Origin of the sequence: Paraflavitalea devenefica, assembly GCF_011759375.1 — a bacterium.
Taxonomy (GTDB): Bacteria; Bacteroidota; Bacteroidia; order Chitinophagales; family Chitinophagaceae; genus Paraflavitalea; species Paraflavitalea devenefica.
In genome coordinates, this window is sequence record NZ_JAARML010000003.1 from 226728 (window position 1) to 240373 (window position 13646).

8 protein-coding genes are annotated in these 13646 nt (G+C 48.3%); 4 read left to right on the forward strand and 4 right to left on the reverse strand.

What is annotated here, in order from left to right; genetic code table 11:
- Positions 1-56: 56 nt before the first annotated feature.
- Entirely contained in the window at positions 57-1589 is a 1533-nt protein-coding gene (locus tag HB364_RS19410) for a hypothetical protein (RefSeq protein ID WP_167289956.1), read from the reverse strand.
- Between the two features lie 108 nt (positions 1590-1697).
- Between HB364_RS19410 and HB364_RS19415 the strand changes: the two genes are divergently transcribed.
- Positions 1698-2738 carry a glycosyltransferase family A protein gene (locus HB364_RS19415; protein WP_167289957.1) on the forward strand — a complete coding sequence of 347 codons (1041 nt, stop codon included), beginning with the start codon at positions 1698-1700 and terminating at the stop codon, positions 2736-2738.
- Complete coding sequence (locus HB364_RS19420) at positions 2735-4276, forward strand: hypothetical protein (RefSeq protein ID WP_167289958.1); 1542 nt, start codon at positions 2735-2737, stop codon at positions 4274-4276. Before HB364_RS19415 ends, HB364_RS19420 begins: the two co-directional genes overlap by 4 nt.
- Here HB364_RS19420 and HB364_RS19425 read toward each other — a convergent pair.
- Genes HB364_RS19425 through HB364_RS19435 form a run of 3 tightly spaced genes read right to left on the reverse strand, consistent with a single transcriptional unit; the run spans position 4273 to position 8160 of the window.
- Complete coding sequence (locus tag HB364_RS19425) at positions 4273-5439, reverse strand: glycosyltransferase family 4 protein (RefSeq protein WP_167289959.1); 1167 nt, start codon at positions 5437-5439, stop codon at positions 4273-4275. The genes HB364_RS19420 and HB364_RS19425 overlap by 4 nt on opposite strands.
- Complete coding sequence (locus HB364_RS19430; protein WP_167289960.1) at positions 5436-6506, reverse strand: glycosyltransferase family 4 protein; 1071 nt, start codon at positions 6504-6506, stop codon at positions 5436-5438. Before HB364_RS19430 ends, HB364_RS19425 begins: the two co-directional genes overlap by 4 nt.
- Positions 6493-8160: an ATP-binding cassette domain-containing protein gene (locus HB364_RS19435; protein ID WP_167289961.1), complete on the reverse strand. Its 1668-nt coding sequence runs from the start codon at positions 8158-8160 to the stop codon at positions 6493-6495. The genes HB364_RS19430 and HB364_RS19435 overlap by 14 nt, the downstream gene beginning before the upstream one ends.
- Before the next feature lie 238 nt (positions 8161-8398).
- Between HB364_RS19435 and HB364_RS19440 the strand changes: the two genes are divergently transcribed.
- Both HB364_RS19440 and HB364_RS19445 read left to right on the forward strand, forming a co-directional pair.
- Positions 8399-9271, forward strand: a complete 873-nt coding sequence (locus HB364_RS19440; RefSeq protein WP_167289962.1) for an ROK family protein — start codon at positions 8399-8401, stop codon at positions 9269-9271.
- A gap of 73 nt (positions 9272-9344) precedes the next feature.
- Positions 9345-13490, forward strand: coding sequence for a hybrid sensor histidine kinase/response regulator transcription factor (locus tag HB364_RS19445; protein ID WP_167289963.1), 4146 nt, complete (start codon positions 9345-9347; stop codon positions 13488-13490).
- Positions 13491-13646: the final 156 nt, after the last annotated feature.

A 13646-nucleotide genomic window follows, 5' to 3' on the forward strand; every position in this document is an offset into this window, starting at 1 on the left:
GCATAAGCCTTCCAATTGCCGGGCTTGTAATCCCCGGCCGGCAGCCGTATCAGCCATTATGGTAAGCTGATCAATTCCAGTTGGCCCTTTTGGTAAACTACCTTACCCAATGAGCGTAGCCATTGAATAGTAGCAGGTTGGAGCGTATTGCGGGTATAATCGAGGAAGATATAGTCCGGGTCGTATTGGTCTATAATGGCCTTTCTCAATGAGTCCGGATTTTCACCGGTGAAAAAGGCATCCACGGCCTTTCTTCTTGCTGCCATATCCTCCACCCAATACGCCGGTTTATCGGAGGCTACTACTTTGCCATTGAAGGCGGGAATGCCGGAGTTGGAGCCTCTGTCGGACAAAATGACATCATCGGTTTTGACGAGCTGCCTCAAAAAATCATAACCCCCGTACACATGCCCGGAGGTAATATGCATATTATCACCGATCACCCGGTGGTTCAGGAATACAGCGGCAACCAGCGCCATACCCAGCATACCCAGGTAGAGGCGGCCGCGCAGTACCGGTTTTTCATACAGGCATTGAATGGCGATGTACGCGATTAAGAACTGGCCAAACAGCATGATGCCGGCTATCAACCTGGCGATGCCATACACTTGCGTAAAATACCCCAGGAGGAAGAGAGCGGTCATTATACCCAGGGAAAGCAGGAAAAAATAAATGGTCTTGTCTTTTTTCACTGCCCATAAGCCCGGTAGTATTAACAAAAGCGGCCAGTTGATCCTGAGTACACCGTGATAAAGACTTTTGGAGGTGATCTGGAAATCGTAATTATTGCCAAAGATAAGGCTGAAGGTATTGAAGTAAGGCCAGCATAGCGATAATAATACAGCCGGCAGGATCAGTATTAGTGATCGCAGGATCGCATATTTGAAGGAGTAATGGCTCCAGCAAAAGTTCATAGCCAGGATAGCAATAAATAATATATTGGCTGTATTGGGATGGGTCAGGAATACGATGGCGTTCAGCAGGATGATCAGGGGTGTTTTGCGGTTATACCACACAGGATGCTGCTCTTTGGCCATGAACGAGAGGATAAGAAAAGTTAAGGCCATGGCGAAGGTGGAAGGATAGGGCAGCACATAGTGCAGTACAATAAAATGATAGAACCCACTCCACCCAAAGGGGTGCTTACCCCACAAAAAAAGCATCAGCAGCAAGCTGAGCGTGGCCACCCCGTTACGTTTTTTGCCAAACAGGGCCGCACAAAATCTATAAAAGGCAAACAGGAAAAAGAGTAGATTAAAAAAAGCCGCATAGTTGAGTGCCTGAATGGCATTCAAATGAGCTATTTTAGCAAAGGCCGCTACCAGCAGGGCATAAGGTGAAAAGAAAGCATGGGGAATATCGGCTTTGATCAATGGATGGGAAGGATGCAAAAGATCTTCCGACAATGCTTTTATAACGGCTGCATGGTCCCAGAAATCTCCTGTCCAGTTTTGCCTCGTGATACCATACCCTTCAAAAATAACCAGGGCTGCCGCTGCTATAAAGAATGAATAATGCTGTAGAAGGTTGAAAGATTTTTGTAATACCGGAAGCCGGCTATGGGATGATGAATAGGAGTGGTTCAACATGAATTCTCTGAATACGGAATAATATAAGCGTTGGTTGCCTGCTTTACAGTTTATTTAATTTATTGCAATTCACTGAATTGTGTTGTGAAATAATTCTATAACATTGTCATGGCCGATGTTGGTTACAGCCCTATATATACCATGGATATAAGTGTAGTCATTCCCACCTGTAACAGAAAGCAGCGGGTATTGCTGTTATTGCAAAACCTGCATCAGTCTGTCCATCCCATACGTGAAGTCATTATTGTTGATTCGGGAGAAGACAGGTTGAGCGTTACCGATCTTGCTGCCTTCCCCGGCTTGTCTGTTCATTACCTCTCCTCCGAAAAATCGGTATGCATACAGCGCAATAAAGGCATACAAATGGCCGGCGGGGAATGGATCTTTTTATGTGATGATGATATTGAGATGCCGGCCGACTACCTGCAAAAGATAGCCGATCATGTTGCCGGGCATCCGGAAGCGGGGGCTGTTTCGGGACTGGTCATGCAATGGGTAGCGGATGCATGGAAGGCCGATTATGCGGTACATTCTCCTTTTGCACTGGTATGGAGCTATGTTTTTAAGTTAAGTATCTGGGGTCAGATATTGTGTGGCAGTAACAATCTCCTGGTTCGGCGGGTCACCAGCTATTACCAGCGTAAGGGCAATCATATTACGAAAGCCGGGTGGCCGGTGGTGACCAATTTTAACGGTGCGTATTTTAGTACACCGGTGTATGGTCTGGGTGCTTCTGTGATCAGGAAAGAATGGCTGTTGCGCTCCCCGTATGAAGAAGTGCTGGACAGGCACGGGATAGGCGACAATTATGGGGTAAGCGTGGGCTTTCCCGCTACCGGCGTGCATGTATTGAATGATGCTTTTGTGTATCATCACCAGGCGCCTGAAAACCGCCTCCGGCGTCCGTTGACATACTACCGCCGCATGCTGGCCCTGCATTATTTCATGAAAACAAAAACTCAATTAAGGTCTGCCAGTAAAACCTGGTTGCTTTGGTCTTTGACCGGTAATATACTGTCGTTCATACGTATGCGTGACGGCGCGATGGTACGTGCTGCTATGAAAACCTTCTGGCAAATAACCTGGGAAAAAAATCCCTATTATAAAGCTGCCAAAGCCAATAAAAAAGTAGTAGAACCTGTTTTATGAATAGTCAGCTAACCACGGACTTACAGCGCGCGCAGGGAGAACGCGACTCCCTGATGAGGCTGCTGCCAGGTATCACCTTCCTGTTGTACCTGTTAGTGGCTGCCTATGCCATGATCAGGCACGAGCCCTGGGGCGATGAGATCCATAGCTGGAATATTGCCAAAGGAAGCGCCGGCTACCTCGATGTGATCCGGAATAGCCGGTATGAAGGGCATCCGCCTACCTGGTACACCATCATGTGGGTTATTTCAAAGTTCACCCACAACTTTGCTTTCGTGCAGGCGGCGCACCTCGTCATTGCCTCCACCACTGTTTTTATTATATTGTTTTATGCGCCACTTCCCCTCTTGTCCAGGCTGTTAATTCCTTTCGGCTATTACTTTGCTTTTGAATTTGCTGTTCTTTCCAGGAATTATGCGATAGGTGTATTGGTGGCTTTTTGTATCTGCCTCATCATCCGGCGGGCGTTCCCGTACAAGATGGCCTGTTATTATGTATTGCTGCTGTTGTTGTCCAATGGTCATTTATTTGGCCTCCTCCTGGCCGGGTGTTTCCATCTTTATTTCCTGCTATGGGATTATGAATTGCACAAAGCCCTAAAACGTACTGCATTACACCTGCTGATGGGGGCTTTGTTTCTGTTGCCCGCCTTATATTTTATTTTCCCGCCATCCCAAGGGGCCCTGAGTGTCAACTTCTGGATGGAACGCTGGGATATTTCCAATGTGATCATTACGGCGCAATCGCCTGTAAGATCATTTGTACCCATACCGGTTTGGTGGGATGAACATTTCTGGAATACGGAGTTCCTGATGGAATGGCAAAGCAAATACCGGTGGCTGAAGTATTTTACCTTGTTGTTGTCGTTGGGGATAATAACGGCTGCATTTTTTATACTGCGGAAAAATAAAAAGAGTGCTGTTCTCTTTTTCAGTAACCTGCTGGCAACAGCCTTTATCAGCATAGTCGTGTTTCCATTGGGGTGCGCGAGGTATGCCGGGCTTATTTATATTGGGTTCCTGGCTGCCTGGTGGTTGTACTGTTATGAGGAAAAACCTGCCCGGTTACATCAGTGGATCGTGAATAGTTTGTTGATCTGCCAGGTAATTGCTGCTGCCATTGCGATAGAGAAGGACAGGGACCATCCTTTTTCCAACTTCAATAAGGTAGGACAACTGGTAGGTAAGGTGCCAGCCAATGAAAAAGTGGTGAGCGACTATTGGGCGCTGAATGCCATCGCTGCTTTTATGGATAAGCCTTTTTATTGCATGGACCTGAAGAAGGAACAATACTTTCTATTGTGGGATAGCGATATGGCCAGGCTTACAAAAACAAGTAACCGGTATTGCGAGGGGGCCGATTACCTGGCCGCACAAGGCGTTAAACAATTCTGGATGGTATCTTCCGGCTCGCCAGCCGATCTGAATAAAGTGGATGCCCGCTTTTTTAAAGATTTTAAGGTTACTCTCAGAGACAAGATAGAAGGCGCTATAGAAAAAGGTGGGAATGTTTACCTGTACTATGTTGGAGGACATTAACTCTTTTGCCGCCGCGATTTGATTACCTGCTCATAATGCCCGGCCGCTACGCGGGCAATGGCTTCAAAAGAAAGATGCTCCTGATAGAAACGGATACAGGCATTGGCTTCCGCCTGCAAAGGTTTCTGCAGTGCTTTGGTCAGGGCGGTTGTCAATGATTCCTGGTTGCCCGGCTCCCAGAGTGCGCCCAGTTGTCCGTCATCCGTCATCATACGGAAACTGGGAATATGGGTCACCACCGGCACACAGCCGCAACGCAGGGCTTCACTCAAGGCATAGCCTGCTGCTTCATAATGACTGCCCAATACAAAATAATCGGCACTGTTATAATAGTGTTCTATTTCCTCATGGGCGATCTTTCCCAATAGGTGAACACGGTGGTGTAAGGTGTGACTGGCAGTAATCCGTTGCTGTACGGCCGGTAATAACTGATCATCACTATAGATCATATACAGCCGGGCGCCGGGATGTTTATCCAGCAAGGTTTCAAAGCCTTCCAGTAGGGTGAGGGGATCTTTGTTGGCATCCAGCCTGCCTACCCACAGTAATACAGGGGTGCCGGTCATGCCTGTTTTTTTCCGGGCGGTATTTCTGTCATAATAAACCGGCGCCCTTGCTGTATCCCGCTCGTCATAATTAAAAAAGGTGGCGCCTTCCATTACGGGTAATATCTTATTAAATGATTGCTTCTTCATGAGCCATTCCTTCCCTTGGTCGGCAGTGGTAAAAAAGAAACCATCGGCCACACTGTTGAGCAGGTTATGGATCATTCGCTTCAGGGGGCCGGGCGATTTGCCGCCATGGTGCTGGATGATAATGGCTGTTTTCTTATGCAGTAATAACCGCAGTAAAAAAGTTTGTACAGAAAGGGAGAGGCTGTGCACATGAACAACGTCTGCATCCAGCGCTTTTATCCTTCGCAGGAACTGCACAGGAAGCTGCCAGGCCCTGAAGATGCTTTTCAGGTTGTCTTTTATAAAGTAATGCTGCACATTGTTTTTTTGAAAGACGCTGTCTTTATAGAACCTGGTCGCAATAATTGTTTCAACACCCCGTGAATACAGTGCTTCGGCCCAGCCGGTCGTGGTATAATAATACCGGATGAGGGCTTCTTCACTGGTCACCTTTTCATCATAATAATAAAAGATGTTGACTACTTTCATTGGCCGGTAGTTGCTGTAAACAATTCCATCACTGCTTTGGCGCTGTCGTCCATAGAATGGTACAGCACCGGTGTATATTCCGTAGCGGGGTTTTGCAATAGTTCTATGGCCTTTGCTGTCATGGCGTCTGCATCCTGCACCACATGCCAGTGCGGTACCGGATAATCAGCAGGATAGCAGAAGCTGATCACATGCGCGCCTGCATACAGGGCTTCGAGGCATACGGTACTGCAGCCTTCATAGCGGGAGGTATGCAGGAATACTTTACTGCGCTGCATGAGTGCGAGTACAGCAGACTGTGATAGACCGCCCAGCAGGGAAAGGTTATTTTCCAGGCCCAGTGTCCTGATGACTGCTTCCACTTTTTCTTTTTCTCTTCCCTGTCCGCAATGAACGGCCCTGATGACAGGAAAGGATTGCCGCAGCCTGCCTACAATGGTGGCAAAGAGATCGTATTGTTTGAGGGGTTCAAAAGAACCGGCGGCCATAATATCAATATCCCGGACAGCAGGCAATTCGGCGGGGAAGGATTGGGGGTTGATGGCATTGGGTACCAGGTGCAGGGGCATAATGCCATGGCTGCGCCGGTATTGATCGCGCAGGAAAGCGCCCATAGCGGCTAACTGGTGGCCTTTGGGCCGGATGAAGCGCACCCATTTGTTTTGCTTCGTGGCATCCTGGCCACAGATCCAGCTAATGTGTTTAATGCGATACACCCGGCCAAAGTATTGCCCTATAAAAGCGCATTCACCACTCCAAAAACTGAATAAGCCAATGATGTTGTATTGACGATGCAGGTGTTGTAACGACTGCCATACATTTTTCCAGAGCGCCGGCCGTTTCCATTTGCGCTTTTTCATGCCATCAAAAGCCTTTACGCGGATGCCATGCCAGGTATAAGTGGTTTGATGCTGGGGATACAACAGGGAAAGTACGGTGATCCTGATGCCGGGAAAGTTTTCCTGCAAGGCCTTTACCATACCTTGCTGCGAAGGCACCCACCAGGTAGCCGACTCATGATCGGGGAAAGCCGGTGTGATGACTACCAGTGTGTCAGGCTTCTTCATGCAGCGACACTATTTTGTTACAAAATGAAAGACTCTCTTTATGGTGCGTGATCAGTATGACCATTTTTCCTGCTGCTGATAACTGTTTAAAATGATGCAGCAGGGCATTTTCTGAATCGGCATCCAGCTCATTGAAGGGTTCATCCAATATAATGAGATCTGCGTTTTTGTACAGCGCCCGGGCAATAGCGATCCGCTGTCTTTGCCCGCCACTGATATTCCGGCCGTTCTCTGTAATCACCTTACTGGTGTGGGCTGTTTCGTTAAGCAAATTGTTGAGCCCTGCTACTGTAATGGCCTGGTTGAACTGTTCCTCCTGGTAATGCCGGCCATTGAGGGTGATATTATGTAGTATGGTATCATGGGTAAGGAAGGGCTGTTGCTTTACATAGGAAATAACCGGCCAGTATTGGCGGCGCTCATCACTGTCCAGGGGTGTATCATTGATCAGGATCTGGCCTGCTGCGGGGCTCAGGAATCCCAATAGCAGGTTCAGTACTGTGGTCTTTCCCTGCCCCGAAGCGCCGGATATACCTACAAAGTCGCCCCGTTGTATGCTCCAGTTCAGGTTGTGCAGGATGGTTTTGTGCCCAAAGCTGAACTGTACATCCCTGAACTGCAGGGATTGGATGGTGGGTACAGCCTCACCAGGCTGTTGGGCAGGTGCAGGCGCTGATTCCGGGATCAGTTCATCGGCGGTATAGGCGTAAGTCTGGATCTGGCCGCTGATGTTGAGGATCTTTACAATACCCGGAATGATCTTATAGGCTGCTGCCATAAAAGCGCCGATGGTGATGATGGTGTTTCCGGTATTGCCCCACCACTGACTGAGGGCTACGAGGATGAAAAGTCCCAGCAGGGCAAATATTTCCATCATGCGGGCAGGCATGCCCTGGGCAATCAGCGTATTGGCAAAATGGGTATTGAACTGCTGCTGGTAGGTCATGTAACGCTCCAGGAAGGCTTCATTCTTATTGTAAATATTGCTTTCTACAAAACCATGCAGGGCTTCCTGCAGGTGCTGCAACGCTTTTTCACTGCTGCTGCGCGCATCACTGCGTACCTGTTTCAGCCGCTTTTTAACCAGGTAAAATACCACTACTACCGGTGGCAACAGCAAGAGGAACAGCAGCAGGAACAACTGCGCATTGAAGATGAGGATGGCAGTAATGGTGAGCAGGATCAATACGCATTGGGTGATCACCTGTTGAATGCCGGCCAGTACATGCTGGCAAAAATCAATGGGCTGGTAACTGATGTTGCGGATATGGACAGCAGAGTCTACGTTGATGTAATTGGTATAAGCACCTTCGAGGTAGTGTAATAACCGGTGGCGCGCCATGCGGGTGGCTACCTGGGCTATAAAACGGCATTGGCGGCGGTACACAAGGAAGCCTGCCAGGTTCTTGGCGCTGAATAAAAGCAGGAAGAGGGTGATGGGCAGCAGTGACTGCCTGTTCTGCAGCCAGTGTGGCAAAAAAGTAACAGTGGCCGATGCTTCCGGCTGCGTATAGATCTTAATGATCAGCAGCAGCCAGGCCAGGGAGGCAATGTCGGCCAGGCTGATGAGAAGGTCCAGCACTACCAGCACACCCATCTGCTTGCGTTCTTCCGGCCGGAGGATGGTGATACTCTTTTTGATAATGTGTTTCAAGCACAGACTGTTGCGTTAGCGTATTGATGATCAATTCTCCATACGGCTTTTAGGCATTGGGGGTTGCTTTGGGAGGGTGAGTTGTCAGTTGTGAGTGGTGAGTGGCTTTGGTACTAATAAAAATTTAGCTAAAACGGTATAGTTAGCGAATCCGCGAGTATATTTGCGCTGCATAACATAAACATAACCTTATTTTTTGATACCAAAACTGTAGGCGAAGGCCTAAAATGACTTTTGCATGAATAACCCTTTAGTGGCCGGCGTTGACATCGGAGGTTCCCACATCACTGCTGCTCTGGTAGACCTGGAGGTCCGGAGCGTATTACCTGCTTTTTGTGCCCGTAAACGTATTAATGCCCAGGAAGATGCGGCCAGTATTATAGATAATTGGTGTGCAACGATCGGCCAGGTTTTTGAGGCGCAGCCTACACTGCCCAGGCGGGTAGGTATCGCTATGCCCGGCCCTTTTGACTATGAAAAAGGCATTTCCTTTATAAAAGACCAGAATAAATATGAAGCCCTGTATGGCCTCAATGTGAAAGAAATGATGGCCGAACGTCTCGGCGTAAGTCCGGACCATATCCGCCTGATGAACGATGCCGGTTGTTTCCTGCAGGGAGAAGTGGTGGGCGGCGCTGCCCGTGGGTTCAAAAGTGCTGTAGGGGTCACGCTGGGTACTGGCCTGGGTACAGCTACTTTTCATGGGGGAGTGGCCAAAGATGCCAATCTCTGGTGTGCACCTTTTCTCGATGGCATCGCAGAAGATTATATCTCCGCCCGCTGGCTGATCAAAAAGTACCAGGAGGTGAGTGGTACTACCGTTGAACATGTGAAAGAATTAGTGTCCCTGATCCCCGATGATCCCCGTATCAAAGACATCTTTAAGGAGTTTGGCCAAAACCTGGCTGCTTTTCTTACGACATTTATCCGCGACAATAATCCTGAAGTGGTAGTGATCGGCGGCAATATTTCCAAAAGTGCTGAATGGTTCGTGGCGACGGTAGAGGAAGCATTGCTGGCGCAATCCATTGACATTCCCGTGCGCATTGCCCGCCTCGGAGAAAATGCCCATATCATGGGTGCCGCCGGTTGCTGGATAGAAAATATCTAAGCCTTTCATATTTAGTGTCTTAAAGACATTTTTCCTCATTCCCTCAAAAAAGCTTAATTTTTTGCGGTCGCTTATGAGGAAGATTGTTATTATAATGGTGCTCTGTATTACAGGAGCAGTGCTGTTTGCCCAAAACACGTCTTACCAGTTCTCCCGGATTGATATCAGCCAGGGCCTATCCAATAACCAGGTCAATTCTATTTTCAGGGACAGTAAAGGTTTTATCTGGTTCGGCACCATGTCGGGCCTTAACCGGTATGATGGTTACACGTTTACCATCTTCCGGCATAACCTGTATGATTCTTCCACCATTAGTGATGATTATATCGCCCGCATCATGGAGGGGCCCGACAATACCATCTGGGTAGTGAACAGGGGCGGCCTCAATATTTTTGATCCCCTTACTGAAAAGTTTAACCGCAATGCCTCTGCCGGATTGGCCCGATATGCTTTGCCGCCGGCAACTGTTGCCAATATTGTGCGCGACAGCAGGGGGCATTATTGGTTCATCATGTCGGGCGCGGGGCTGTATAAATATGATCCTGCTACCGGTAAAACCACCCGGGTGTATCAACCTGTGGGACCAGTTGTTGCGCAGGTAAGCCCTGTATCCCTGGCCGAAGATGCCCATGGTGATCTGTGGGTCGTATTCAATGATGGCCGCATTGAAAAGATGGACGGGCGTACCGGCGCTGTTACTTTTAAAACAGATGCGCTGGCTACTTCCATGGGCTATGAACGGCTCAATTATTCGCTCTATGTGGATGCGGAGAATGAATTGTGGTTGTATATATCCAATGATGCCCGGGGCGTAATCCATTACAATCCGGCTTCAGGCGCTTTGCGGCATATTACCGGGGATGCGGGCATATACGGGTTGAATAACAACATTGTTAATGGCTTGCTGCAGGATAACAAAGGCAATATATGGGTATGTACCGATCATGGCGGCGTCAACGTATTCAATAAAAAGACCCGTACCTGGCAATACCTCATGACCAATGATGATGACCCCAGGAGTCTTAGCCAGAACAGCATCATCACCGCCTATAAGGATAAAGCAGGCATTATATGGTTAGGTACCTTTAAGAAGGGCATTAATTATTACCGTGAACGTACCGTGAGCTTCCCGTTGTTTACGCACCAGGTATCAGATGCTGCCAGTCTGCCCTACAATGATGTGAACAGGTTTATAGAAGATGCTGCCGGCAACCTGTGGATCGGTACCAATGGGGGAGGCCTTATCTATTATGACCGATCTGCAAAAACATTCCGGCGCTTTCTGCACAATCCCCGCGATCCCAACAGCATCAGTAATAATGTCATTGTAAGTCTGTTTATAGACCATACCCAGCGATTATGGATCGGGTCTTATTTTGGCGGACTGGATTGTTATGACGGCAGGAAGTTTACGCATTACCAGCATTCAGACAATCCCAATAGTCTTTCGGATAACCGGGTATGGGAGATTTACGAGGACTCAAAAAAGGAAATGTGGATCGGTACGCTCAATGGAGGACTGGATAGGTTCGACCGGCAGAGGAATATCTTTCATCACTACAGGTTTGGTCAGCCCAATTCTATCAGTGCCGACTATATAGCTGCTCTGATGGAAGATAAAACCGGCAAGTTGTGGATAGCCACTGCCAATGGCGTGGATGTATTGCTGCGCCGTCCCAATCTTCCGGACAGTTTTGTACATTATTATAATACCCCCGGCAATGCCAACAGCCTAAGCAATAATAATGTGATCTGTATTCTGCAGGACAGGAAAGACCGTATCTGGATAGGCACCAGGGATGGGCTCAACCTGTTTGATCCCGCTAAAAATGCTTTCCAGGTATTCCGCCGGGAAGATGGGTTGCCGGATAATACGGTGCAAACTTTATTGGAAGATGATGCAGGTACGATATGGATGAGTTCGCCCAATGGTATTTCGCATATTTTTCCGCAATACGATGAGCACAAAAAGAGCTTTGCCCTGCAATGCCATAATTATGATGAGCTGGATGGATTGCAGGGAACGGCCTTTAATGAAAATGCCGCCTATAAAACCAGGAAAGGGGAATTGATCTTTGGCGGCGCCAATGGCTTTAACCTGTTTCATCCTGCCGCCATTGTACCGGCCCGGCAATCCTCTCCAATGGCTTTCACCGGTTTCCGGATCTTCAATAAAAATGTGGGTATCGGTGAAAGGATCAATGGGCGAACAGTATTGTCACAGTCCATTATGCAAACAGAACGCATTGTCCTGAAGCATAAAGAGAATGTATTGTCTATTGAGTTTGCCGCCCTCAACTTCACCAATGCCGACAAGAATAAATATGCCTATAAGCTGGAGGGCTTTAATGAGGATTGGACTATTACCGACGGGAAGATGCGGGTAGCTACCTATACCAACCTGGACCCCGGTGATTATACTTTCCGGGTAAAGGCCGCCACCAGTAATGATGTATGGAATAAGGAAGAACTGGCCCTGCACATTAAAATATTACCGCCTTTCTGGAAAACGCCCTGGGCGTATGTATTGTATACCCTGCTGCTGGCAGGCATCTTATGGTTCAGCCGCCACATGGTGGTACAGCGCGCCCGCATCCGTTTTCAAATGGAACAACAACGGAAAGAGGCGCAGCGCATGCATGAGCTGGACATGATGAAGATCCGTTTCTTTACCAATGTGAGCCATGAATTCAGAACACCCTTGTCGCTGATCCTTACCCCCGTGGAAAAGATGATGCAACAGTCGGAGGATGACGGGCAGCGAAAACAGTTCCGGCTGATCCACCGCAATGCCCGGCGCTTATTAAACCTGGTGAACCAGTTGCTTGATTTCCGTAAAATGGAAGTACAGGAGCTACGCCTGAATGCAGTATCTGCCGATATTATTAAGTTCACGAAAGATATCTCTTACTCTTTTACCGATATAGCCGATAAAAAGAATATCCGCTTTAATTTTTATACTACCCTGGATAGCCTGGTCACCAGCTTTGACCACGATAAACTGGAACGTATTTTATTTAACCTCATCTCCAATGCCTTTAAGTTTACGCCAGAGCATGGCTGCGTAACGGTAGCGCTGCACCCAGAAGAGAAAGAAGCCGGTAAGCCCTACCTGGCCATCCAGGTGAAAGACACCGGCATTGGCATACCCAAAGAAAAGCAGGAAAAGATCTTTGAACGTTTTTTCCAGCATGAAACGCCCGGCAGTATTGTAAACCAGGGCAGCGGTATTGGCTTGTCTATTACCAAAGAGTTTGTAAAACTGCACAATGGTTATATAATGGTAGACAGTGAACCGGAAAAGGGCAGTTGTTTTACCGTATGGCTGCCGGTGCAAACAGCCATAATTGCCGCGCCGGCAACTGCTTTAAACGGACATGCTGTAGCAGAAGCCCTGCTGGAACCGGAAGCCCCGGAGCAGGAAGTGGAAGCTGTGCCGGCAGAGGTCTCTAACAACAGGAAGAAGACGTTGCTACTGGTGGAAGACAATGAAGATTTCAGGTTCTATCTGAAAGACAACCTGCGGCAGTACTTTACTATCCTCGAAGCGGCGGACGGAAAAGAGGGCTGGCAAAAAGCCCTGGGTCATCATCCGGACCTGGTAGTGAGTGATATCAGCATGCCGGAAATGAGCGGCACTGACCTTTGCAGGAAGATTAAAAAGGACCAGCGTACTTCCCATATCCCGGTGATCCTGCTCACGGCCCTGGCCGGGGAGGAACAACAGTTGAAGGGCCTGGAAACCGGCGCCAACGATTATCTCACCAAGCCTTTCAATTTTGAGATACTGCTATCGCGCATCAGGAACCTGCTGACACAGCAGGCCATTGCCCGCAAAACCTTTGAAAAGCGGATCGAGGTAAACCCGGCCGACGTAAGCGTAGCCTCTCCCGATGAGCAGTTCCTGCACCAGGTGATGGAGATGATAGAAAAGAATATGTCTAATCCCGACTTCTCCGTGGAAGAGCTGAGCAGGGGCGTGTACATGAGCCGGGTGGCCCTGTACAAAAAAGTACTGGCCCTGACCGGCAAAACACCCATCGAGTTCATCCGTTCGGTGCGGCTGAAACGGGCGGCCCAGTTATTGGAAAAATCCCAGATGACCGTGGCCGAAATTGCTTACGAGGTAGGCTTCAACAATCCCAAATACTTTTCTAAATACTTCAAGTCGGAATACCATGTGCTGCCCAGCCAATGGGCCGGGGGTGGCGTTCAATAATAGTCCGGCTGCATATAATTTATATTGACAATCAGTTTATTAATCTCTCCGGTTAACATTTGAATACCCATTCATAAACATCTGCCTACCCTCTTTTAACAGGTAACATTCTACATTTATACCGATGCGATAAGCAGGAAAATAAGGCCTGCTGAT

Excerpts from the sequence above, each read along its gene's own strand:
- HB364_RS19410 (WP_167289956.1), bottom strand. The coding sequence starts at position 1,589 with ATGTTGAACCACTCCTATTCATCATCCCATAGCCGGCTTCCGGTATTA.
- HB364_RS19415 (WP_167289957.1), top strand. The coding sequence starts at position 1,698 with ATGGCCGATGTTGGTTACAGCCCTATATATACCATGGATATAAGTGTA.
- HB364_RS19420 (WP_167289958.1), top strand. The coding sequence starts at position 2,735 with ATGAATAGTCAGCTAACCACGGACTTACAGCGCGCGCAGGGAGAACGC.
- HB364_RS19425 (WP_167289959.1), bottom strand. The coding sequence starts at position 5,439 with ATGAAAGTAGTCAACATCTTTTATTATTATGATGAAAAGGTGACCAGT.
- HB364_RS19430 (WP_167289960.1), bottom strand. The coding sequence starts at position 6,506 with ATGAAGAAGCCTGACACACTGGTAGTCATCACACCGGCTTTCCCCGAT.
- HB364_RS19440 (WP_167289962.1), top strand. The coding sequence starts at position 8,399 with ATGAATAACCCTTTAGTGGCCGGCGTTGACATCGGAGGTTCCCACATC.
- HB364_RS19445 (WP_167289963.1), top strand. The coding sequence starts at position 9,345 with ATGAGGAAGATTGTTATTATAATGGTGCTCTGTATTACAGGAGCAGTG.